This window comes from Mesorhizobium sp. M0761 (assembly GCF_040320205.1).
In the GTDB taxonomy this organism is placed as follows: domain Bacteria; phylum Pseudomonadota; class Alphaproteobacteria; order Rhizobiales; family Rhizobiaceae; genus Mesorhizobium.
The window spans coordinates 434,192-455,033 of sequence record NZ_JAMYPF010000001.1; the positions used below are offsets into that span (position 1 = coordinate 434,192).

Annotated in this window: 22 protein-coding genes; 9 read left to right on the forward strand and 13 right to left on the reverse strand. The window is 63.0% G+C overall.

Going from position 1 to position 20,842, the window contains the following annotated elements; all coding sequences use genetic code 11:
• The first annotated feature begins 20 nt into the window (after positions 1 to 20).
• Positions 21 to 989 carry a hypothetical protein gene (locus tag NKI32_RS02140; RefSeq protein WP_353001684.1) on the forward strand — a complete coding sequence of 323 codons (969 nt, stop codon included), beginning with the start codon at positions 21 to 23 and terminating at the stop codon, positions 987 to 989.
• A gap of 116 nt (positions 990 to 1,105) precedes the next feature.
• On the opposite strand, the gene NKI32_RS02145 is transcribed toward NKI32_RS02140, so the two are convergent.
• The gene (locus tag NKI32_RS02145; RefSeq protein ID WP_023748171.1) at positions 1,106 to 1,600 is read right to left on the reverse strand and encodes a YegJ family protein; all 495 of its coding nucleotides are present in this window, start codon (positions 1,598 to 1,600) and stop codon (positions 1,106 to 1,108) included.
• A 101-nt stretch (positions 1,601 to 1,701) separates the two neighbouring features.
• Positions 1,702 to 2,217 (reverse strand): hypothetical protein, encoded by a 516-nt coding sequence (locus tag NKI32_RS02150; protein WP_023672002.1) that lies wholly within the window; start codon positions 2,215 to 2,217, stop codon positions 1,702 to 1,704.
• 284 nt (positions 2,218 to 2,501) lie between these two features.
• Here NKI32_RS02150 and NKI32_RS02155 point away from each other — a divergent pair, with 284 nt between their 5' ends.
• Positions 2,502 to 3,134 (forward strand): hypothetical protein, encoded by a 633-nt coding sequence (locus NKI32_RS02155; RefSeq protein ID WP_156941312.1) that lies wholly within the window; start codon positions 2,502 to 2,504, stop codon positions 3,132 to 3,134.
• A 38-nt stretch (positions 3,135 to 3,172) separates the two neighbouring features.
• On the opposite strand, the gene NKI32_RS02160 is transcribed toward NKI32_RS02155, so the two are convergent.
• On the reverse strand, positions 3,173 to 3,490 hold the full coding sequence (locus NKI32_RS02160) for a hypothetical protein (RefSeq protein WP_353001686.1): 318 nt from the start codon (positions 3,488 to 3,490) through the stop codon (positions 3,173 to 3,175).
• Positions 3,491 to 4,149: 659 nt separating this feature from the next.
• Between NKI32_RS02160 and NKI32_RS02165 the strand changes: the two genes are divergently transcribed.
• Positions 4,150 to 5,088 (forward strand): diacylglycerol/lipid kinase family protein, encoded by a 939-nt coding sequence (locus NKI32_RS02165; RefSeq protein WP_353001688.1) that lies wholly within the window; start codon positions 4,150 to 4,152, stop codon positions 5,086 to 5,088.
• Positions 5,089 to 5,180: 92 nt separating this feature from the next.
• On the opposite strand, the gene NKI32_RS02170 is transcribed toward NKI32_RS02165, so the two are convergent.
• From NKI32_RS02170 to NKI32_RS02180, 3 genes are read right to left on the reverse strand one after another with little or no spacing between them, the layout of a single operon-like run.
• Positions 5,181 to 6,098, reverse strand: coding sequence for an NAD(P)-dependent oxidoreductase (locus NKI32_RS02170; RefSeq protein WP_023683741.1), 918 nt, complete (start codon positions 6,096 to 6,098; stop codon positions 5,181 to 5,183).
• Positions 6,095 to 7,309 (reverse strand): mandelate racemase/muconate lactonizing enzyme family protein, encoded by a 1,215-nt coding sequence (locus NKI32_RS02175; protein ID WP_352712033.1) that lies wholly within the window; start codon positions 7,307 to 7,309, stop codon positions 6,095 to 6,097. Before NKI32_RS02175 ends, NKI32_RS02170 begins: the two co-directional genes overlap by 4 nt.
• On the reverse strand, positions 7,306 to 8,922 hold the full coding sequence (locus NKI32_RS02180) for a GMC family oxidoreductase (RefSeq protein ID WP_352712035.1): 1,617 nt from the start codon (positions 8,920 to 8,922) through the stop codon (positions 7,306 to 7,308). The genes NKI32_RS02175 and NKI32_RS02180 overlap by 4 nt, the downstream gene beginning before the upstream one ends.
• Before the next feature lie 223 nt (positions 8,923 to 9,145).
• Between NKI32_RS02180 and NKI32_RS02185 the strand changes: the two genes are divergently transcribed.
• Complete coding sequence (locus NKI32_RS02185; RefSeq protein ID WP_353001691.1) at positions 9,146 to 9,541, forward strand: acyl-CoA thioesterase; 396 nt, start codon at positions 9,146 to 9,148, stop codon at positions 9,539 to 9,541.
• Between the two features lie 500 nt (positions 9,542 to 10,041).
• Here NKI32_RS02185 and NKI32_RS02190 read toward each other — a convergent pair whose 3' ends face one another.
• Positions 10,042 to 10,410 carry a winged helix-turn-helix transcriptional regulator gene (locus tag NKI32_RS02190; RefSeq protein ID WP_023683744.1) on the reverse strand — a complete coding sequence of 123 codons (369 nt, stop codon included), beginning with the start codon at positions 10,408 to 10,410 and terminating at the stop codon, positions 10,042 to 10,044.
• Positions 10,411 to 10,499: 89 nt separating this feature from the next.
• Here NKI32_RS02190 and NKI32_RS02195 point away from each other — a divergent pair, with 89 nt between their 5' ends.
• A complete protein-coding gene (locus NKI32_RS02195; RefSeq protein ID WP_023671992.1) occupies positions 10,500 to 11,105 on the forward strand; it encodes an NADPH-dependent FMN reductase in 606 nt (201 codons plus the stop codon).
• Between the two features lie 165 nt (positions 11,106 to 11,270).
• On the opposite strand, the gene NKI32_RS02200 is transcribed toward NKI32_RS02195, so the two are convergent.
• Positions 11,271 to 12,566 (reverse strand): glucoamylase family protein, encoded by a 1,296-nt coding sequence (locus NKI32_RS02200; RefSeq protein ID WP_023683745.1) that lies wholly within the window; start codon positions 12,564 to 12,566, stop codon positions 11,271 to 11,273.
• 258 nt (positions 12,567 to 12,824) lie between these two features.
• Between NKI32_RS02200 and NKI32_RS02205 the strand changes: the two genes are divergently transcribed.
• Positions 12,825 to 13,703 carry a DMT family transporter gene (locus NKI32_RS02205; RefSeq protein WP_023701605.1) on the forward strand — a complete coding sequence of 293 codons (879 nt, stop codon included), beginning with the start codon at positions 12,825 to 12,827 and terminating at the stop codon, positions 13,701 to 13,703.
• Positions 13,704 to 13,731: 28 nt separating this feature from the next.
• On the opposite strand, the gene NKI32_RS02210 is transcribed toward NKI32_RS02205, so the two are convergent.
• The gene (locus NKI32_RS02210) at positions 13,732 to 15,042 is read right to left on the reverse strand and encodes a hemolysin family protein (protein WP_353001693.1); all 1,311 of its coding nucleotides are present in this window, start codon (positions 15,040 to 15,042) and stop codon (positions 13,732 to 13,734) included.
• A 70-nt stretch (positions 15,043 to 15,112) separates the two neighbouring features.
• The gene (locus tag NKI32_RS02215) at positions 15,113 to 15,820 is read right to left on the reverse strand and encodes an LssY C-terminal domain-containing protein (protein ID WP_353001694.1); all 708 of its coding nucleotides are present in this window, start codon (positions 15,818 to 15,820) and stop codon (positions 15,113 to 15,115) included.
• 112 nt (positions 15,821 to 15,932) lie between these two features.
• Between NKI32_RS02215 and NKI32_RS02220 the strand changes: the two genes are divergently transcribed.
• The gene (locus tag NKI32_RS02220) at positions 15,933 to 16,652 is read left to right on the forward strand and encodes a gamma-glutamylcyclotransferase (protein ID WP_023705875.1); all 720 of its coding nucleotides are present in this window, start codon (positions 15,933 to 15,935) and stop codon (positions 16,650 to 16,652) included.
• A gap of 20 nt (positions 16,653 to 16,672) precedes the next feature.
• Here the strand turns inward: NKI32_RS02220 and NKI32_RS02225 are convergent, their stop codons facing one another.
• The 3 genes from NKI32_RS02225 to NKI32_RS02235 all read right to left on the reverse strand — a co-directional run bounded on the left by NKI32_RS02225 (position 16,673) and on the right by NKI32_RS02235 (position 19,297).
• Positions 16,673 to 17,464 carry an extensin-like domain-containing protein gene (locus tag NKI32_RS02225; RefSeq protein WP_023695766.1) on the reverse strand — a complete coding sequence of 264 codons (792 nt, stop codon included), beginning with the start codon at positions 17,462 to 17,464 and terminating at the stop codon, positions 16,673 to 16,675.
• 132 nt (positions 17,465 to 17,596) lie between these two features.
• The gene (locus NKI32_RS02230; protein WP_353001754.1) at positions 17,597 to 18,673 is read right to left on the reverse strand and encodes an extensin-like domain-containing protein; all 1,077 of its coding nucleotides are present in this window, start codon (positions 18,671 to 18,673) and stop codon (positions 17,597 to 17,599) included.
• 198 nt (positions 18,674 to 18,871) lie between these two features.
• Positions 18,872 to 19,297, reverse strand: a complete 426-nt coding sequence (locus NKI32_RS02235; protein WP_352757659.1) for a DUF3775 domain-containing protein — start codon at positions 19,295 to 19,297, stop codon at positions 18,872 to 18,874.
• Positions 19,298 to 19,526: 229 nt separating this feature from the next.
• Here NKI32_RS02235 and NKI32_RS02240 point away from each other — a divergent pair, with 229 nt between their 5' ends.
• Complete coding sequence (locus NKI32_RS02240) at positions 19,527 to 20,063, forward strand: tetratricopeptide repeat protein (protein WP_023683752.1); 537 nt, start codon at positions 19,527 to 19,529, stop codon at positions 20,061 to 20,063.
• Between the two features lie 289 nt (positions 20,064 to 20,352).
• Positions 20,353 to 20,826, forward strand: coding sequence for a transcription elongation factor GreA (gene greA, locus NKI32_RS02245; RefSeq protein ID WP_023683753.1), 474 nt, complete (start codon positions 20,353 to 20,355; stop codon positions 20,824 to 20,826).
• The last annotated feature ends 16 nt before the right edge of the window (positions 20,827 to 20,842 follow it).

Genomic DNA, 20,842 nt, shown 5'->3' on the forward strand with positions numbered 1-20,842 from the left:
ACGGACTTTGCGAGGGGGCGATGGAAGCAGCTGAGTTCATGCCTGATGAAGCGGTGGTCGCCGGCATCAGGAAGAATATCGAGATCTATGAGGCTGGACGGGCTTCGGCCTACCGCCAGGTGCGCTGGCGGGTGCCGGTGTTTCTGGGGCTGCTGCTGGTTTTTGTCGTGCTGGTGGCCTGGCTGTTCAACAAGGTCGCTGACTTGAACGAGCAATGGTTCTCGACGCCGCATGTGTTCCTCTATGCCGGCGGTTTCTTCGCGGCGCTGCTGCTGTACTTCCTGGCGATCAGGCCGGCGACGCGGCTGCAGCAATCGTTCCGTGACACGCTGCTGCCGATCATCTTCGGCTTCATCAGGGATGTGCGCTATCAGCACAGCGTGACGCCGAATTCCTTCGACCGGCTGCCGCGCGCCGTGGTCGGCGCCTTCAACCGGCAGAGCTTCGACGACATCGTGTCAGGCCGCTACGAGGATTTTCCGTTCGAGCTCTACGAGGCGGAGTTGCGCCAAGGTTCGGGCAAAGGCTCGTCGACGGTCTTCAAGGGCGTCATCGTTGCGTTCGAGACGATCGCGCCGTTCCCCGGCATATTGGTCGCGACGCGCCGCAGCAACGCGGTGGTCGGTTTCTTCCGCGGCATCTTCGCCGGCAAGATGCAGGAACTGTCCAGCGGCGATTCGCTGCTCGACGGCGACTACGAATTTCGCACCGACAATGTCGCCGCCGCCCAGCCGTTGGTGAGCGGCCGGCTGGCGCAGGCGCTGAAATGGCTGCACGAGACATGGCGCGATGATCCGGCGCGGGTGGCGCTTAATGGCAGCGATGGTTTCCTGCTCTTGCCGCAGCCGAAGAATTTCTTCGAACTGCCCGCCATTTCCGTGCCACTCGATTACACCAAGCACATCGCGCCGATGATCGCCGATATGGGCGCGATCTTGGCGACGGCGGCGCTGGTGCGCAAGACCGGCGCGACGGATGGCGAGGCCTAAAGCGCCGCGCGTCGAAACGAATTCATGCGACGCGCTTCAGGTCTTGTTTTGATGCATATCGTTGCCCCAAAACGGAGGTCCTGTTTAGGCGCATGCATTAGCCAGGCTGCCGCGCGTCAGCAGGCGAAGCCGTAGTTCTGGCGGTAATATTCGACGTCTTCTTGCGCCATCGTCTTGAACATCACGCAGACGGTGAAGCTCCCGACCTGGCGACCGTTTCTGGTGTAGCCCCAGTCGGAAATATCGTCCCGCTTGAATTCGAGTTCCTGGCCGGCCACGACATTGTGCACCGCTTGCGGCTCATTGGCCAATGTTCCTGCAAATCCGGTCGCGGTCTTGTGGAAGGGGATGATCCAGAAATGCTCCGAGGCGTCTCCGTCCCTGACCTCGACTTTCAACTTGTAGCTGGTTGTCCCGGCTGGCGGCGCATCCGACAAGGACAGGAATTCATCGAGGCTGGCGCGCGCCTGCGCAATGGCCGCCGCCATGTCCGGATCGTCCCTGGCGACGCCTACAACCTTGTCGCCGCCCTGGCCGGAATCCTGCGCACCGGCCGGAACCGGCGCCAACGCCAGCACCAGGGACAGCACGGTTCGAACTGCATGCTTCATGAAATGGCGCTCCTGCGTGTCGATGCCTGACACCATCATGCATCTATCTGGAGTTTTCAACGGCAGTGCGACAGCGTGGTATGGTCCGAACGGCAGGCCGCTCACAACCCGCTCGGCACCAGCCCTGCCAGCCAGTTCGCGGACCGCTTGGCAATGCCGACCGTTGCCGACGCGACGCGGCCGAGATCTGTCTTGACCACGGCGTAGCCGTTCCTGGTGCGGTAGAGCACGCCTGTTCCGCCATCGACCACTTGCTCGTAGGCGACGGGCCGTACCGCTGCTGCCTCCATGGCCGTCGTCGGGGAGCCGACGGGAACGCTCGGCCGATGGCTCAGTTCCGGCGGCAACGGGGTTTGGACATTCCGGCTGGCCGGCTTCAGTTCCGGGCGGGATGCGGCCGCCGCCAGTTGCGAAGAAGACGCCGACCCCTTGCTGCGGCAGATGCCAGAGACCAGCGGATAGTCGAAGTTCTTCTGGTGCAGCATCTGGCTTTTCATCGCCGCTTCGCAGTCGGCGATGGTCGCCCACTTCGCCGGCGTCTCGCCGATATATTCGCAAAGCTTGGCGTCGCAGTCGCAGCCGACAATGGTCATGGCGACAAGGGCGGTCTTGATCACGGTCTTGTCCTTCGGATTGCCCCCCGGCAGCCAGTCCTTCCATCGCGCGCGAACAAGGCGGGATTTTGGCCGCAATCACGCGATGAGCCGGGGGATGCGTTTTTCGGGTACGGCTCACTTAGGTGGATTTCGAGACACCCGGTAGCAGATGGGGCGGGGGCGTGATGCATTTGCAGGAAGAAGCCCGAATAAATCTTGTCGGCTATGGCCGCGACAACTGTATCTTGGCCCAGTTTTCTACTACGATACTCACGGGCGATACAACAATATAGGAGGGGTTAGTCATGGGAAGAATTGTCCGGTCCGCCGAGCCTGTGCCAAAAAGGGATTCAACGCTCGAGGGCATTCCAGGCGATGCTCCGCTCGGCGTCGACGATGACAACCAAGAAGATCAAGGATCGAAAGGCGGCGACGGCTATCTCGACCGGGTTGCGAAGTACGTGCCTGCCGAAGTCGTGGCATTTTTCATCTTCGTCAATTCCATCCTGGTCAATGCCACCGAGCAGCCGGTTGCCAAGGCGTTGACCGATGCGGTGGCGGAAGAGACCAAAGGCAATCCAGGGGACATTCCGGGTAAGGTGCAGGCAGCCATCTATAAGATTGAAATGGCCGGTATCAGCGTCTGGACCATTTCATGGATCATGTTGATCGTCGCGCTGGCGATGACGCCGGTGTATCTGAAATCGGTCAGCGATTCAGCCGACAATGCGGAGGCTCCGGGAGCCAACATCGTCATGTCGATGCTCGCCTTCCCATTCTGGGCCTATGCCGTCAACGCGCTGGCCCTCAGGCCATGGCATGACGGTGCGCTGGCCAGCATCATGCTCGCCACCTTCACGCTCATCAGCGGCGCCATACGGCCGGAATATATAAACGCTGGCCTCAATTTGATCCCGGGCATCGGCCCGAAGAAGTAGCTTGGCCCGCCGGGCAGGCCGCGGTGCAGGGCGCGGCTTCAGTCGTAGACGCGCTCCAGCCTCGCGCCTGCTTCGAACAGCGCCGGCAGCACGATGTGCAGCTTGCGCACGGCGACGATCAGCCCGGTGCGACGGGTGGCCGGATCGATCGGAAACGGTTGGCTGAACAGCGCCCGGGCGCCTTCGGGCGGAGCGAAGTCCGCCGCCGAAAGCACGGTGAGCATGATCGCGTCGTTGCCACCGATCTCGACGAAGGACACGCCTCTGTCGATCAGGCGCGGGATCATGTCGGTGAATTGCTGACCGCGCCTGGTGATGAAGATGGTGCCGTCAGCGCCGAAATCGCGTTCCAGCAAAGTATCGGCTTCTTACGCGTCGCTTCGCCGACCGGACCCTTGGCCCAAAAGACAGTCGGCGCCGGGATTTCTCCCAGCGCCTCCCTGTCAGATCAGGACACGGTCGCGGCAGCAACTTCCGCAAAGTCGTCGCGCCATGCCGGCCTTGATTTTGACGGTCCTGCCAGTCACCGCCCGAGGGCAGTGCCCGTTCCAGACCACGCCGTTCTCCACCCTTGCGAGCTTCGTTCGGCGCGCCATCGAAGGTTTTCGCCGTCCTTCATGGCAGCATCGGTCCGCCGTTGGCGTTCGCACGCTTTCCGCGGCCCCGTAGGTCTCGGCATCCGTCCCTCGAACAAGCAAGCCTGCTCTCGCTTCGGGCCGTACGGGCCTCAGGAAATCCGCCTTTTCGCTTTGCCTTTCGGCGTGGCGATCGGTAGCCGCCTGAGATGGTTAAACTTACGCGGGGTAAGGGTTTTGGGGAATGGGCGTGAGCCTGTGGATAACGGGATTATCGGGGATCGTTTGCCACAAAGCTCGGAATTTCGACTCCAGCTGCATTAGACGGCCCGCCCGCTTTTTGGCGCCTGATCGGCTGTGCCCCTTGCTCCGCCGGCTGGCGCGGGCTTCAATGCCGGCAAAGCATCGAGCCTATCGGCTCGGTGCGGGGAGGGTGCGCATTGAAAGTCGGGGTGGTGCTCAATCCGATTGCCGGCGGCGGCCGGCTGAAACGGCATTGGCCGGAGGTGGCTGCTTCGCTGAAAAAGCATTTCGGCGAATTCGAGCTGCGCGAGACGCAGGCCGAGGGCGACGCCGAAAGGCTGGCGCTCGACCTCGCGGCAAGCGGCTTCGAGCTGGTGATCGCGGCCGGCGGCGACGGCACCGCCAGCGAGGTGGCCGACGGATTGCTGCAGGCATTCGATGAGAGCGGCCGGACAACCGAACTTGGCTTGCTGCCTTGCGGCACCGGCATCGATTTCGCGCGCGGGCTCGGGCTGCCGAAAGAGGTGGATGCGGTGCTGAAGCGGATCGCCGAAGCCAAGGCGCGCAAGGTCGATGCCGGGCGCATCTGCTACATCGACGACCATGGCGCGCTGGCCAGCCGGCACTTCATCAATATCGCCAGCCTCGGCCTATCCGGCGCCACGGACCGTGCGGTCAATGCCGACAAGCGCAAGGGCAGGATGTCGGCCAAGGCGCTGTTTTTCTGGCGCACCGTGGTCGAGTTCATCCGCTACCGCTTCCAGGATGTCCGGATCACCGTCGACGATGGCACCCCGGTCGAGGCGCGCATGGCGCTGGTGGCGGTCGCCAACGGAAAGTTCTTCGGCGGCGGCATGATGATCGCCCCGGACGCCGAACTCGCCGACGGCCAGTTCGACATCGTCATCCTGCGCGCGGCCGGCAAGCTGAAGCTGATCTGGGATATTCGGCTGCTCTATGGCGGCCGGCACCGCAACCATCCGGCCATCACCATATTGCGTGGCCGGAAAGTGGTGGTCGAACCTATCGGCGATGTCCAGAAGAACGGCGCGCTGGTCGACATAGATGGCGAGTCGCCGGGGCGTATACCCGCGACGTTTGAGATCCTGCCCGGAGCGCTGACGCTGAGATATTGAATCAAGGCGTTGAGGGATTGATTCAGGTGGTTTGAGCGGCGATTCCGGCGAACCGGCCAAGGGCCTGAAATCGCAGGACATATTTACCCGGCTTAGCTTTCCAGCTTGGCTGGGAAACCGGGCGCGCGCAGATCCATGTCGACGGCATCCTCGAGCAGTTTGACGATCTGGGTCGACCAGGCGCCGCCGCCATATTCCTGTTTGCCCATCAGGAAAATCTCACTCACAAGCGGCGCCAGTTGGAGTGGCAGTCTGAACTCTCTGCCCATCGCAAGCGCAAAGCCGAGGTCCTTCAGTGCCAGGTCCATGGTGAAGCCAATGTCGTAGGAGCCGTTGAGGATGAGCTGGCTTTCGGTCTCATGGACGAAGCTGTTGCCGGAGGAGGCGACGATGGCGTGGTAGGATTGCGCGAGGTCGAGGCCGCCTTGCTTGGCCAACATCAGTGCCTCGCCGGCGGCGACGAGATGGATGAAGGCCAGCATGTTGGTGATCACCTTGATCACCGCCGCGGAGCCGACCGGACCCATCAGGAACGACTTTGCGCACATCGCTTCGATGGCCGGACGATGGCGCTCGTAAAGCGCAGCATCGCCGCCGACAAGCGCGGTGATCTTTCCGACCGCGGCCAGATGCACGCCGCCGGTGACCGGGCACTCCAGCGTCTCGATGCCTTTGGCCGCGGCGAGGGCGGCGAGGCGCAGGATCTCGTCGCGGCCGTTGGTCGACATCTCGATCCAGGAGCCGCCCCTGGGCAGACCCTCGAGCAGGCCGCCGGCATTCGCCAGCACCGCTTCGCTGACCTTGGGCGAGGGCAGGCAAGTAATGGCATTGCCGGCCTGTGCCGCCGCTTCGGCCGGGCTGGTCGCGGCCGTGGCGCCGAGCGCCACGAGGCGCTCGACGGCGGCGGGGTCGCGGTCGAAGACGATGACGACAAAACCGTTGCGCAACAGGCTGGCGGCAAGGTTGCCGCCGAGATGGCCAAGGCCGATGAAGGCGTAGCGTTCGCTCACGGCATCAGCGGCGTTTGCATCATCTGCAAATGCAGGTCCTTGCCGGTGTAGGGATGCGCCTCGCAGACCGCTTCGTCCAGCTCGACGCCGAGGCCCGGCTCCTTCGATGGAATGACATTGCCGTCCTGCCATTCGATCTTCTTCTTGAGCAGTGTCGCGTGGAAGCCGTCCCACTGCTTCAGCGATTCCAGGATGAGGAAATTGGGCAGCGTCACCGCCAGCTGGATGTTGGCGGCGCCAACGATCGGCCCACAATAGCAGTGCGGCGCGATTTGGATGTGGTATGCCTCGGCCATGGCGGCGATCTTCTTGGTTTCGAGAATGCCGCCGGAACGGCCAAGGTCCGGTTGCAGGATGGTGGCGGCGCGGTTCTCGATGATTCGGGCGAATTCGAACTTGGTCGTCAACCGCTCGCCGGTGGCGATCGGGATCGACGTGCCTCGCGCCACCTGAGCCATCACTTCGGGCATGTCCGGCGGCACCGGCTCTTCGAACCACAAGGGATCGTAGGGCTCGATGGCGCGTGCCATGCGCAGCGCACCCGACGCGGTGAACTGGCCATGCGTGCCGAACAGAATATCGGCGCGGGTGCCGACGGCTTCGCGGATCGCCTTGACCATGCGGGTGGAGACATCGATGTCGATCAGGCGCGGCTGGTGGCCGTCGAAGGCGGTGTAGGGGCCTGCCGGGTCGAGCTTGACGGCGTTGAACCCCTGCTCGACATATTCGAGCGCGCAGGCGGCCGCCAATTCGGGGTCATTGTAGACGTTCCGGCCGTCCGGCGCGTCCTCCGAATGGACGCTGCCGGTGTGCGGATAGAGATAGGTGTAGGAGCGCAGCGTCTCGTGCACCTGGCCGCCGAGCAGTTTGTAGACCGGCTTGTCGGCTTCCTTGCCGACAATGTCCCAGCAGGCCATTTCCAGCGCCGAGAAACAGCCCATGCCGGTAACGTCGGGGCGCTGGGTAAATCCTGAGGAATAGGCGCGGCGGAAGAAGGTCTCGATGTCATGCGGATCGTGGCCGATCAGGTAACGCTCGGCCATGTCCTCGACCAGCTTCGCTGTTATGTGAGCCGAGAAGGTGGCGTTGTAGGCCTCGCCGTAACCGACGACGCCGCCATCGGTGGTCAGCTTGACGAAGATGAAATACTTGCCGCCGATGCCCGGCGGCGGATTGCCGACTACCCAGGTCTTGACGTCGGTGATCTTCATTTTTGGTCCTCCAGAACCAGTTCGGCGCCCTTCCATCCGGTCATGACCGAGGCGGCGTTGGTGTTGCCGGTGATGTTGGCGGGAAATATCGAGGCGTCTATGACGCGCAGACCTTCGAGCCCGTGCACTTTCAGGCGCGGGTCGACGACGGCGGCCCCGGCGTCCGGCCCCATGCGGCAGGTCGAGACCGGGTGATAGACGGTGCCTGAGCGCTTCCTGAAATCCTGGATCAGGTCAGCATCCGACTGGATCGATGGGCCCGGCAAAACCTCCTCAGTGATGATCTCGGCCATGGCGGGCATCGAGGCTATCTTGCGCACGAACTTCACCGCCGCCAGCATCTCGTCGACATCGGCGTTGGTGGAATAGGCGTTGGCGAAGATCCTGGGATAATCACGCGGATTGCTGGAGCGGATCATGATCTCGCCGCGGCTGGACGGGCGGCAGTTGGAGAGGCCGATGGAAAAGCCCGGCCACGGATCTGGCGTCAGGATCGGGCGCTCGCCGCTCTTCGGGATGACGGTCGAGAAAGCCTGGAAATAAAGCTGCATGTTGGGGCGCGAAAACGCCGGGTCGGTGCGGAAGAAACCGCCGCCATGGTTCATCGACAGCGACAGCGGGCCGGAACGGGTCAGGATATACTGCATGCCGACCAGCAGCTTGCCCCACCAGGGCCGCAGGATTTGGTTGAGCGTCGGCACGTTTCCCTTGAAGGCATAGTTGATGCCGACATGGTCCTGCAGATGCGCGCCGACATTTTCGTTGGCGTGGACGACCGGGATGCCAAGCCCCTTGAGCAGTGACGAGGGGCCGACGCCGGACAGTTGCAAGAGCTGCGGCGAGTTGATCGAGCCGGCGGACAGGATGACTTCGCGGCCGGCCCGCGCCGTCTTGGTCTCGCCGTTCTGCAGATATTCGATGCCGACAGCTCGCTTGCCCTCGAACAGGATTCTGCTCGCCAGCGCATTGGCTTCGACGCGCACATTCGCGCGCTTCATCGCCGGGCGCAGGAAGGCGCGCGCGGCCGACATGCGGCGGCCATTCCTGGTCGAGATCTGGTAGACGCCGACGCCTTCCTGGGCGGCGCCGTTGAAGTCAGGGTTGAGCGGCAGCCCAGCCTGCTGGCCGGCTGCGAGGTAGCGCCTGGTCAGCGGATGGACGGCGTTCGTCGTGTCGGTGATATGCAGCGGCCCGCCGGTGCCGCGCCATCTGTCGGCGCCGGCCTCATTGTCCTCAAGCGCCTTGAAGCCCGGCAACAGATCGTCATAGCCCCAACCGGGATTTCCGGCATCGCGCCAGTCGTCAAAGTCCTCGCGCGCGCCACGGATCCAGACCATGGCGTTGATCGAGCTGGAGCCGCCAAGCAGCTTGCCGCGCGGCCAATGGTCGACATTGCCGGCAAGGCCGGGGTCCGGCTCGGGCTTGTAGTTCCAGTTGACCGCGGGGTCGAAGAAAGTCTTGCCGTAGCCAAGCGGCATCTGGACATAGAAGCGGCGGTCGCTGCCGCCGGCTTCCAGCACCAGCACGGAGTAACGGCCGGAAGCCGACAGCCTGTCGGCGAGAACCGAGCCGGCTGAGCCGGAGCCGACGATGATGAAGTCATAAGTCTGCATGATTGGTGTTGGCGGCTCCGCAAAACTGAGCGCAGCCTATCCGCGACGGCTTGGCCGCGCCCCTGCGGCTTCCGGCATGGCTTGTGAAAAAAGCGACCGTGAGACGCCTGGTCGGAAAAGCCACCATGGAACCGACATTGCGCCGGGAGCCTCGCCCGTCGCGTTGACCTCTTGGGTCCATGACGCTACGGGATCAAGGGCTATCGCTTCAGGGGAATCTCGGATGGTGCATTACGCGGACGGACGGCCGATCGGCGATCTGACCTTGCGTACGCTCGCCATGCCGGCCGATGCAAATGCGGCCGGCGACATCTTTGGCGGCTGGGTGATGGCGCAGATGGATCTTGCCTGCGGCATCCGTGCGGCCGAGCGGGCCAAGGGTCGCGTGGTGACGGCGGCTGTCAAGGAAATGTCCTTCGCCAAGGCGATGAAGATCGGCGACACGCTGTGCATCTACACCCATGTCGAGCGCGTCGGCCGCACCTCCATGACGCTCAAGGTCGAGGCCTGGGCGCAACGCTACCTCTCCGACCTGATGGAGAAGGTCACCCACGCCGATTTCATCATGGTGGCGCTGGATAGCGACGGCAAGCCGAAGCCGATTCCAACCGAAAGTTGACATCGTCGATTCTGCCAAGCTTGCGCTTATGTAACATCCCCCGCGCGGGCGATGCGCTGCGCGACATCCAATGGTTGCCTTCACATCCGATTCTGCGGGCGGCGGAGGGAAGACAATGCGTCAACACATGCTGAACGGCTGGCTCGTGGCGGCCCTCGTCGCGGTGATCTGCCTGCTTGGCACGACCGCTTATACCGAGATCAGGAAAGAGCTTCCAAGCGTTGCCTGCACGCACGACCGGACCGTTGGCAACGAGCGGACCGCCCAGCGGTCTGCAAGGGTAGAGACGTGCGGCGCAGTGTGTTGCAGCAACCCTGCGTCAAAGGCCTGAGGGCCCGTCAGCGGAAGACCTCGTCAGCCTCAAAATGATGATGCGCCGGCGAACGAAACGCTGCAGCTATGTCGCGATGGCGTGACCAACGATGCAAGGGCGGATCCAGTTAAACCCGGGTACGCGTCGTCGACGGCAAAATCCGTAAACTATTGCTGGGCAACGGTTTTCAGGCGTGCACGCCATCGAATCTTTCACGCGCCGCCTGGACCCGCGAGGTGTTCTTCCGCGCCCATTCGCCGAGCGCGCCGACCGGCACCAGCAGCTCATGGCCGAGCTCCGTCAGCTCATAGTCGACGCGTGGCGGGATGGTCGGGAACACGGTTCGGGTGACGAAGCCGTCGCGCTCAAGACCGCGCAAGGTGGTGGTCAGCATCTTCTGCGAAATGCCGCCGACAGCGGCGCGCAACTCATTGAAACGCAGCGGTCCGCCGCCCAGCTTGCCGACGACCAGAACGGTCCATTTGTCGCCGACGCGCTGCAGGATTTCCGAGACGGCGCGGCAGTCTTCGGTGTTGTGCGGGTGCCTCAGTAACATAACGGTGCCTCCTTGCGCTGCCATTTGTCAGTATCTCATATAGCGCCGGTATCCAAACGATACCAGCTTTTGCATATATGGAGAGCCCCATGTCCAAGCCCAAAATCGCCATCGTCGTCGGTTCGACACGCGCCGCGCGTTTCGCCGATGTGCCCGCCCAGTGGATCGCCAAGATCGCGAAATCTCATGCCGACATCGACGTCGAGACCGTCGACCTGCGCGACTGGCCGCTGCCCTTCTTCGACGAGGTCGCCTCGTCCGCCTGGGCGCCGTCGCAGAACGAAGTTGCCCAGCGCTGGCAAAAGAAGGTCGCCGAGTTCGACGGCTTCATCTTCACCGCCGCCGAATACAATCATGGCCCGACGGCCGTGCTGAAGAACGCCATCGATTACGCCGCCAATGAATGGAACAAGAAGCCGGCCGGTTTCGTCGGCTATGGCAGCGTCGGCGGCTCGCGCGCTGTCGAACATTTGCGTCTTGCCGCGGTCGAATTGCAGATGGCGCCGGTCAAATCCGCCGTTCACATTGCCTGGAGCGATTTCCTGGCGGTGCGCCAGGGCGAGAAGAAGCTCGAGGAGATCGAGCATCTGAACCAGGCTGCCACGGCGCTGGTCAACGACGTTGCCTGGTGGGCCCGCGTGCTCAAGGCAGCGCGTCAGGCCGACGCGATTGCCGGCGAAGCCCAGGCGGCCTGAGCCTTATCCTCCCAAGGATCGATGATTTTTCCAAAGGGCGGCGTTTGCGCCGCCCTTTTTCATTCACGTGAAGAGGCGCTCTCGGCTCCCTTGGCCGGATGGTGGAGTCGGACCGGCAAGGTCGCGCTGATGCCTTGACGATCCCGCGCGAAGGATCGCCGCCTGTCACAGCCACCCGCTGGAAAACCCGGCCCGGCGCAGTCCTGTGGTGATGGCCGGCACGCGGCGCATCAATCGCCACAGGAAGTCGGACCGGTAGTTCTCGATCATCAGGGCGATCGGCCCCTGGTTGATGCCGACATGGTCCGGCGATACCCAACCGCAGGCGCGGCCGTCGTCGGCAGCGATCGTCGGGTTGAAGCTCGCGGTGAAGCCGTAAGGGTTGCCGTCGCGCAGGTCCATCTCGTGGAAATGGCGCAGCGCCGGCAGCACGATTTCCGGCGCAAAAGGCAAGGAGGCGATTGCCGCCCATGGCGACAGCGTGCCGTCATCGGGGCCAAACGGTGCGCCGCGGGCGAGATAACCGAAGAAGCGGCGTCCATCGGCTCGCCGCGCGATCGGACCTGGGCCGTCGCTGGCGGTGACGCCCCAGCAATTCTCGCCATAGCCCGCGAACCCCCTCGGATTGCGGATTGCGTAATCGCGCTGCAGATACGTCGCCTGGCGGCTGTTTTCGAAATAGTCGCTGTCGTGACCCTGCATGAAAGCATCGCGGATGTCGCGAAAATCGATCCAGATATGCGAGAACTGGTGGATGAAAAGCGGGCCGGCATAGACCATCTCGCGGCCGTAGATTGTCTTCCACTTATAGGTGGACAGCCAGGCCGCGTAGCTCTCGGGCGGCAGCGAGTGGGTCGGCGAACCGAGACCCAGAACGTACAGGATCAGCGCCTCGTCAAATCCTTCCCAGCGGTAGCGCAGAAAGCCTTTTCCAGGCCGCCAGCCATGGGTGACGGTGGCGCCGCCGTTCTGCGCCCAGCGCCAGTCGGCACGGCGGTAGAGCGCATCGGCAAGCTTGCGGATTTCCAGTTCGAGCTCATCGTCCTCGTCGAAATAAGCGCCGGCAGCCAGAACACCGGCAAGCAGAAGTGCGGTATCGATCGTGGACAGTTCGCAATTCCAGACGCGGCGGCCGGTCTTCATGTCGAGGAAATGATAGTAGAAACCCTTGTAGCCGGTGGCATCGGGCTCCGGCCCGTGCGGGGCGTTCCAGAAGAAGCGAAGCGTGGCGAGCGTCCGCTCGATTGCGGCATCGCGCGTCATGAAACCGCGCTCGACACCGACGGGATAGGACGACAAAGCGAGCCCGACAGCGGCTATGCTGGCAGGCGACGTTGGCGTGTTGCGGTCGGCGACCAGGCCGTTGGCAGGGTTGGCCTCGTTGAGAAAATACTCGAAGGACAGGCGCTGGATATCTTGGAGAAGCTCGTCGTTTAGCGCGTGTTCGTTCGATGCATCCATGACAATCGATATAGAGGCTTTGGCTGCTTTTGCCATTCTTCCAGCGGATCAATCATGGGTGAGGGCAGGCTGGGGCCGATAGCGAAAGGCGCTGCCAACGCACCGAATTCAAATCGAGGGGCTGCGAAGATCGGTTGGACCGCCATATGCACGGCCCTGCCATCTGGCCTGTCCGTCCTCCCCTGATATATCCGGCTGCGATCCATCACATGAGCATGCCCCGTGAAGTCACCCAGCCTGTCAGGCGTCGTTTCCCCCATGACCCCGGTGCTGGTCTGTGCACTTGCGATCTTCCTTCTGTCCGCCATGGATGCGGCGATGAAAATCCTGGTCATCGCCGTCGGTGTCTACAACACGGTGCTGTGGCGAAGCATGCTTGCGAGCGTGGTCGCGGGCACGGCCTGGGCGGCGGGGCCGCGTTCCCTTCCCACGCCTTCCGTGCTGCGGCTACACGCGCTGCGCGCCGTGATCGTGGGCATCGTTCTGCTGTCGTTCTTCTGGGGCCTTGCCAGATTGCCGCTAGCGGATGGGATCGGGCTTAGTTTCGTCGCGCCGCTGTTCGCTCTCCTGCTGGCGGCGCTGCTTTTGGGCGAACGCATACAGCGCCAGGCGATCTGGGCGTCGCTGGCGGGCATCGCCGGCGTCGTCATCATCATGGCCGGACAGTTCGGGCAAGGGAACTATACCGGGGATGCCCTGCTTGGCACGGTGGCGGTGCTCGCATCGACGGTGTTCTACGCCTACAATCTGATCCTCTCACGGCGGCAGGCGCTGGTGGCCAAGCCAGTCGAGATCATGCTGTTCCAGAACCTCTGCGTTGCCGCCGTCCTTCTCCCCGCCGCTCCCTGGCTCGCGGTTGCCCTGCCGGGCAATCTCTGGCTTCCGCTGGCCGGGGTGACGGCGCTGTCGCTCTCCGGCCAGTTCCTGATGAGCTGGTCCTACGCGCGGGCCGAAGCGCAATATCTGATCCCGACGGAGTATTCCGCCTTCATCTGGGCGATCGTGTTTGGCTGGCTGTTCTTCGACGAGGCGGCGACCTGGACCACGCTGGCTGGAGCGGCCCTGATCGTGGCCAGTTGCCTGATCGCCTCGCGCTCCAATCCGAAGCTTGCCGAACCGATCGAAGCCGCGGTCTGAGCGCGCTATTCGCTTTGACGGCAGAGCGTCAACGCACCACTTCGCGATGGCCGCTGGGCAGCCGGGTGGCGATCAGCTTGTCGATGCGGCGGCCGTCGAGGTCGACGACCTCGAAACGCCAGCCTTGCGCGTCGACGCATTCGCCGGTCGCCGGCAGATGGTGCATGTGCGACAGCACATAACCGGCGACGGTCTCGTAATCCCGATTTTCCGGCAGGTCGATACCGAGAACGTCAGCCATCTCGTCGGCTTGCATGTATCCCGCGAGCAGCCATGAGCCGTCCTCGCGCTTGACGGCGTTTTCCTCGTCGCCGGCGTCGGTATCGGCCCGGAAGACGCCGGTGATGGCCTCGAGAATGTCGGCAGGTGTGACGATCCCTTCGAAATGGCCGTATTCGTCATGCACCAGCGCCATCGGCACGTCGGATTCCTTCAGCTTCTGCAGCACATCCAGCGCGTCGGCCTGGTCGTAGACGATGGGGGCGGCGCGCACATGCTTGCGCGGATCGAGTGCGCGGCCGGCGAGCAGGGCGGCCAGCACGTCGCGCGTCTGAACAACGCCAACCATGACGTCGACCCCGCCATCGCCGGCCGGGAGGCGCGAATGCTGGGTCTCCATCAAGAGCTTGCGGATGGCGCCCTCATCGGACTGCAAATTGATCCAGTCGACCTCGGTGCGCGGCGTCATCACGGCGCGCACGGCGCGATCGCCGAGCCGCATGACGCCGGCGATCATGCGCCGCTCGTCGGATTCGATGGTGCCGTGATGCTCGGCCTCGGCGACCAGCATCTTGATCTCTTCGTCGGTGACCTTCTCCTCGCTCTCGCCGCGCTGGCCAAGCAGCCACAATATGGCGCGGCCGGAAATGTCGAGCAGGAACACCAGCGGCGCGGAGACGGTGGCTAGGATGGTCATTGCAGGCGCCGCGCGGGCGGCAACGCGCTCGGGATCGCGCAGCGCGATCTGCTTGGGCACCAGCTCGCCGACGATCAGCGAGAAATAGGTGATGATGGCGACGACGATCCCGACGCCGAGCGGGTCGGCGATGTTTTCGCGCATGCCGGTCAAGGCCAGGTACACCGAAAGCCTGTCGCCCAGCGTGGCGCCGGAGAAGGCGCCCGACAGCACGCCGACCAGAGTGATGCCGATCTGCACCGACGACAGGAATTTGCCGGGATTGGAGCCGAGCGTCAGCGCACGCCCGGCGCCATTGACGCCGCGGTCGATCATCGCCTTGAGCCGCGCCGGGCGCGACGACACGATGGCGAGCTCGGACATCGACAGAAGGCCGTTCACACAGATGAGGACGACCACGGTGGCGATTTCGACGTATAGCATCAGGGCTCAATAGCATTGCGGCGGGCCGCAGGAAAATAGTCCGCGATGATTTTTGGAAAATGACAGTGGTTCAGGGGAATTGCCTGAGCACCCCGACAACAGCCTTGCCGTCGGTGAAATAGGGATCGCCGCCGCCGTTGCGTCCGGTCCTGGTGGCGCCGATGCCCGGGATGTCGCTCACCGAGATCACCATGGCGGCCGCCGACAGGTCGTGGATCACGAGATCGCGCTCGGCGTCGATGTCAGGGGCGATATGGTGGGTGATGGCGCCGGTATCGTGGCTGAGACCAACGCCGCGGTCGAAGCTGGCCGAGCCCATCCAGAGCGTTCGGCCGTCGTCGCCGGTCGCATCGCTGCGCCAGAAGCGGACATGATGGCGCCGGTCGGCGCTGCCGCCGACCGGCTTTTCGAAGGCGAGATCCTGGGCGCGGCCTTCGAACAGCAGCCGGCTGACCGGGGCGTCAGGATAGGGATGGTCGAACAGCACGCTCTCACCGATTTCGATCGCGGTCTTTAGCGTCACGCCATCGGCCGTATCCCATCCGGCCATGGCGAAGGCATGGACCATCTCTTTTTCGGTACCGACAAGGCCGATATTGATCGGGTCGCCCGGAATGCCTTGCGGCGTGTGTGTCACCATCTCGAAAGTCTGCGTGCGAAAGCCGCGGTCGCGAACCGTCCAGAATTCCGGCGCAGCGACATAGGCGAGGGCCAGCCAGACCGCCAGAAGAGCGGCGAGCCAGGTCAATGCGCGTCGTTGCAGGCTTCGTCGGCTCATGAAAGCGGCTCGATCCGTGCGGTATCTGTGCCTGACGGACCCTGGAAATCAATGGCCAGCGGCGAGCAGCCGTTCTATCGTCGGCCATCGTTTTTGCGGGGGGTGAGCAGGAATGGATAAGAAGCCGGTGGGTCGCAGCTCGATGGCATTGACCGCGGACCTCGTCGCAAGGGTCGAGCGTGTCGAACCGGATCCGGGTCCCGAGCCCGGAACAACCGAGCATACAGACGCGGAGTTCGATAGTCTTGTCGAGCAACTTCTGTCGGAGCATCGGCCTGAAGCGCTATGGGTCTTTGCCTACGGGTCGCTGATCTGGAACCCCGAATTTGCCCATGTCGAGCAGCGCCCGGCCACGGCGCCAGGATGGCACCGCTCGTTCTGCCTGACGCTGACCCGTTGGCGCGGAACCCGTGATTTGCCGGCGCTGATGCTGGCGCTCGATCGAGGCGGCAGCTGCAACGGCATCGTCTATCGGCTGCCCGCGGAAGACCATGTCGGGCAACTTGGCCAGTTGATGCGCCGCGAGATCGATGCCAATCCGCCGACTAACGTGCCATGCTGGATCAAGGTCAAGACCAAGGATGGGCCGTTGCGGGCCTTGGCTTTCGTCGCCGCGCCAGACGGCAGGGCCTATGCGGGCCGGCTGCCATTGGAGCAGGTTGCCGACACGCTGGCGCGGGCTGCCGGGCATTGGGGCTCGTCGGCTCAATACCTGTTCCGAACCGTCAGCAAGTTGGAAGAGAGCGGTATCCGCGACAGGAACCTTTGGCGCATCCAGGATCTGGTGGCCCAGCAAATCATCGCTTCCACCAGGAACGCCAATCCCGACTGATTTCTGAACGGTGAAACGCCTTAGCGGCAGGCGCGGTAGCCGCTTTTGCGGTTCTTGATGTCGAAATGGAAATGGTTGCGGTGATCGTAATTGTAGCCGGGACCGAGCACGGTGGTGAAATACTGGCAGCCGTCGGCACGCACATTGTTGAGGAAGCCGCGGGTGCGGAAGGCAAACAGGCCGGGCTTGCGCACGTCGATGTCGTCGCCGTTGTTGAGCTCGATGCTCATGACGTCGAGGGCGTTGCCCTTGCCGTGCTCGGACAGGACACCTTCGCCGGCGATGTTGCGGCAGGAATAGCTTGAGCCCTGGTGGATGGTCTTGACGCCCGAGAAATAGCGCCAGCGGGCGGAGGGAACCAGTTCGTTGCTGGTCCAGGCGGCGAAACTTGCGGCCATGTCGCAGGTCAATGTTGCGGCGGGCTTCATCTGGATGCCGCCGATGGCGGAGACCTTGACCGGCCAGTCTATGCCGCACTGTCCCTCGTGGATCGGCTGGACATCGGTGTAGACGACGCGAAGCCGCTTCAGCTCGCCACGGCAATCGGTTTCGCTGGCCGGCATCTGCTGCGGCTCCGACTCCGACATCGGCTCGTCCATGTGCGGATAGGCGGCAGTCATATAGGGATTGGACGGGACGAGCTTCTGCATGCCTTCATATTGCGGCACGGCCGCGGTCTGCGAGCCGACATCGACGGCCGGCTGCAGCGACAGCACGCTGCCAGTGTTGCAAGCCGAAACGGCGGCCAGCGCAAGACCGGCGGCCAGTATCGCTGCGCTTTTTGCCTTCGCGGCGCGAAATATTGCGGCCATGGGCGGAATCCTGTCCTTGATCGGTGGGATTTTAACGATCAAGGGTAAAGGAAAACTCAGCGTTCCCGTTCATGCCTGCGGCCGAAATGCGGCAGCCAGACCATCACCGGCATGACGATCACTGAAGGGCCATCACTGGCAGAAAGTGCCACCATTCCGGCGCGGTTCGAGATCGAGATGGAAATGCAGGGAATGGTCCGGGTCCGCGCCCGGTCCAAGCACGGTCTTGAACGGTCCGCAGGCGGCCTTGCGCACCGCATTGAGGAATTTGCCGTCCTTCTCGGGCGGCGTTGGACCGACTTCGACCTTTCTGCCATCTGACAACGTGAAGCTGGCAATATCGAGCGCGTTGCCGAAGGCATGTTCCGACAGATGGCGCGTGCCGTTGCGCGGCCGGCAGACAAAGGCCGATGCCTGGTTGATCGATTTCAGGTCGGCTCCGAACTCGGCTTTCGCCGCCGGCTGTATGATTTCGGCGGCAAAGCGGGCTGCAGCCTCGGCCATTGGGCAGTTGAGTTCGGTCGCGGGGCCGATGGCGATGGATTTTCCGAGCGACTTCAGCACCAGGGGATAGGGGATCGAGCAGCCGATGTCGGGATTGCTTTCCGCCTTATGCTCCTCGAATTCGACACCAAGGGCCGTCAGCCGCTCGCGACAGGCGACTTCCGCCGCCGGCATTTTTGCATCGGGCAAATCGGCCGAGCGCGCATCGGGCAGCATCTTCTTGTCGCCGGCATCGGGTTTTTCAGGTGGTTGCGGAGCAACGGCCGGCGGCTGAGCTTCAGGTTCCGAAGTGTCTGGCTTTTGTGTCGGAATCGGCGCCGCGGCCGGCGGCTCGGGCTCGCTTTGCCTATCGGTCGATGGCTTCGGGGCTGACGGTCCGGGCCGCGCCTGCTTTTTAAAACCGGATTTTTCTTCGTTGAATCGATCGTCATTGGACCGGTTGGGCGCGCCAAGGGGGTTCGGACCTTCGGCCTTTTGCTTTTCGATCGGTGCCGCGCCGGTCTTCGGCGCCTCTGAAGGACGCGCCTCGGGCAGCGGGACAACGCGCGAGGGCTGCACCGGAACATCGGCGGGCGAGGGCTTTTTATCCGGGGTCCTTTGTTCCACCTGCTTTGGCGTGATGTGCCGCTTTGGACTGGGCTTCTGGCGGTGCTTGCTGCGCGGCTTAGGATGCGAGTCGACCTGCGGTGAAAACAGCTGCTCCAACCGCTGTGACAGCGGCGTGTAATGCTTTTTGCGCTGTTTGGCGTCGGCTTGCGTCAGCAGGGGCGTCAGCAGCAGAGCCGTGACGACCATGACCAGTGCAACCCTGCATGTTCGGGAAAGTACAACAGACCCCATCCTCCTCAACGGCGCGAGCGCCCGGAGGTTGCCTGCGGCCCATCACGAACGGTAACCACGCCGTTACGCGCCAATCGCTTCCAGCCCTTCTTCCAGCCAGTCGGCCAAAAGCGGCATGCCGAGCAGGTATTTCGCCGTGCGCTTGTTGGCGCGGTCGCGCGCGGCGGCAACCGCATCGGACCATTCCGCAGCGTCATAGTCGCCGCGGCCGACCCAGGCCAGCGCGATCAACTCGGCCGCTTCGTCGACGTTGAGGTCGTTGATCAGCTCGCGCAGCTCTTCCTCGGTGAGGTCTTCCGCGCTTTCCTCCGCCAGACCGTCATGGTGGTGATTGGCATGTGATTCACCATTGAGCTCGACCTCATGCTCGGCACCGTCGGCATAGTCTTCGTTGACGGCAGCACTCAGTCCCTTTGCCTTGAGAATGAACAGGCGCACGGTGTCCGGGCCGATCGATAGCTCCCATTCCCGCTCACGGCGCTGTTGCACTCTCGGGCACCCCCGCTGATCATTTCCCGAATGATAGCGGATTTGCAGCGCGCGTCACGTCATGTTCTGATCCCTGGCTCCCGCCTTTGACCGAATTCAAGTTAGGCATGGCGCACAAATAGTTTCGGCGGCTGCGGGTTTCCGGGATGAAAAGTCTGCATCCCGGCGTTAGCTTTTCATTATCGTCATTTTCCCTCAAGCTTGTCATTATCCCCTCAAGGAGGCTTCGATGCATAAAAGAGTGTTGATCCAGGCGGCTGCGGCGCTTGTCGCGCTGCAGTTCTTTGCGGTTCCGGTGTTTGCGGCCGGCGGCGGTGGCGGTGGTACCGAGACCACCACCCAGTGCAAGAAGGGGCAGGTCTGGGACAAGAAAAAGCAGAAATGCGTCGCGCCGAAGTACGGCATGCTGGACGACGACAACATCTACGATGCTGGTCACGACCTGGCCATGGCCGGTCGTTATGATGAGGCGATCGCCGTGCTCAGCCTTGCCGCCAACAAGCAGGATCCACGCATCCTCAACTATCTCGGCTATTCGCATCGCCATTCCGGCCGTGTCACCGTCGGCCTCGGCTATTACGAGGAAGCGCTCCGCATCAACCCGGATTACACGCTGGTGCGCGAATATCTCGGCGAGGCCCATCTGCAGATCGGCGATCTGGCCGGCGCCCAGGCGCAGCTGGCCGAGATCGAGAAGCGGACGGGCAAAGATTCGCGCGAATACGGCATGCTGGCCGAACAGATCTACCATTTCATGAGAAGCTGACCCCACCCCAACGGCTTCTCTGGGCCGGCTGCGAGCAATCGCAGCCGGTTTTTGTTGTCGCAACTGCAACACGCTGCACATGCCGTGACGGCAATTGCGCAAGTCGGCTCATGATTTTTCAAAAAGCCTGCTTTTTCAGCGTGAAAAACGCGCGAGGATCGCTATATTGGGGAAAATTGCGGTGAAACGGTTCCGTTAGCCCGAGGCTGCCGGACCCGTTTTCTTTTTTGTACCCATCGACAAGGCTTTCCCCGAAATGCGGGGGTGGCGGCAGGAAAGGTCAGGCATCATGAACAAGGTCCCGATGACAGGCGAGGGGTTCGCGTCATTGAAGGAAGAACTGCGCTGGCGCCAGCAGCAAGAGCGGCCGCGTATCATCGAGGCGATCTCCGAAGCGCGCTCGCATGGCGACCTGTCCGAAAATGCCGAATATCATGCCGCCAAAGAGGCGCAGAGCCTCAATGAGGGCCGTGTCAACGAACTGGAAGACTATATTGCTCGGGCCGAGGTGATCGACGTCACCAAGCTTAGCGGCGACAAGGTCAAGTTCGGCGCCACGGTGGTGCTGGTCGACGAGGACACCGAGGAAAAGAAGACCTACCAGATTGTCGGCGACCAGGAAGCGGATGTGAAATCGGGCCGTATTTCGATCTCCTCGCCGATCGCGCGCGCGCTGATCGGCAAGGAAGTCGGCGACGCCATCGAGGTCAACGCCCCCGGCGGCGCCAGGGGTTATGAGATCGTCCAGGTGCAATTTATCTAGCACCTCAGATCCTTCT

Coding starts and splice junctions, on each gene's coding strand:
- NKI32_RS02220 (WP_023705875.1), top strand. CDS start 15,933: ATGGATAAGAAGCCGGTGGGTCGCAGCTCGATGGCATTGACCGCGGAC.
- NKI32_RS02205 (WP_023701605.1), top strand. CDS start 12,825: ATGACCCCGGTGCTGGTCTGTGCACTTGCGATCTTCCTTCTGTCCGCC.
- NKI32_RS02210 (WP_353001693.1), bottom strand. CDS start 15,042: ATGCTATACGTCGAAATCGCCACCGTGGTCGTCCTCATCTGTGTGAAC.
- NKI32_RS02195 (WP_023671992.1), top strand. CDS start 10,500: ATGTCCAAGCCCAAAATCGCCATCGTCGTCGGTTCGACACGCGCCGCG.
- NKI32_RS02180 (WP_352712035.1), bottom strand. CDS start 8,922: ATGCAGACTTATGACTTCATCATCGTCGGCTCCGGCTCAGCCGGCTCG.
- NKI32_RS02185 (WP_353001691.1), top strand. CDS start 9,146: ATGGTGCATTACGCGGACGGACGGCCGATCGGCGATCTGACCTTGCGT.
- greA (WP_023683753.1), top strand. CDS start 20,353: ATGAACAAGGTCCCGATGACAGGCGAGGGGTTCGCGTCATTGAAGGAA.
- NKI32_RS02155 (WP_156941312.1), top strand. CDS start 2,502: ATGGGAAGAATTGTCCGGTCCGCCGAGCCTGTGCCAAAAAGGGATTCA.
- NKI32_RS02190 (WP_023683744.1), bottom strand. CDS start 10,410: ATGTTACTGAGGCACCCGCACAACACCGAAGACTGCCGCGCCGTCTCG.
- NKI32_RS02225 (WP_023695766.1), bottom strand. CDS start 17,464: ATGGCCGCAATATTTCGCGCCGCGAAGGCAAAAAGCGCAGCGATACTG.
- NKI32_RS02140 (WP_353001684.1), top strand. CDS start 21: ATGGAAGCAGCTGAGTTCATGCCTGATGAAGCGGTGGTCGCCGGCATC.
- NKI32_RS02240 (WP_023683752.1), top strand. CDS start 19,527: ATGCATAAAAGAGTGTTGATCCAGGCGGCTGCGGCGCTTGTCGCGCTG.
- NKI32_RS02200 (WP_023683745.1), bottom strand. CDS start 12,566: ATGGATGCATCGAACGAACACGCGCTAAACGACGAGCTTCTCCAAGAT.
- NKI32_RS02175 (WP_352712033.1), bottom strand. CDS start 7,309: ATGAAGATCACCGACGTCAAGACCTGGGTAGTCGGCAATCCGCCGCCG.
- NKI32_RS02145 (WP_023748171.1), bottom strand. CDS start 1,600: ATGAAGCATGCAGTTCGAACCGTGCTGTCCCTGGTGCTGGCGTTGGCG.
- NKI32_RS02215 (WP_353001694.1), bottom strand. CDS start 15,820: ATGAGCCGACGAAGCCTGCAACGACGCGCATTGACCTGGCTCGCCGCT.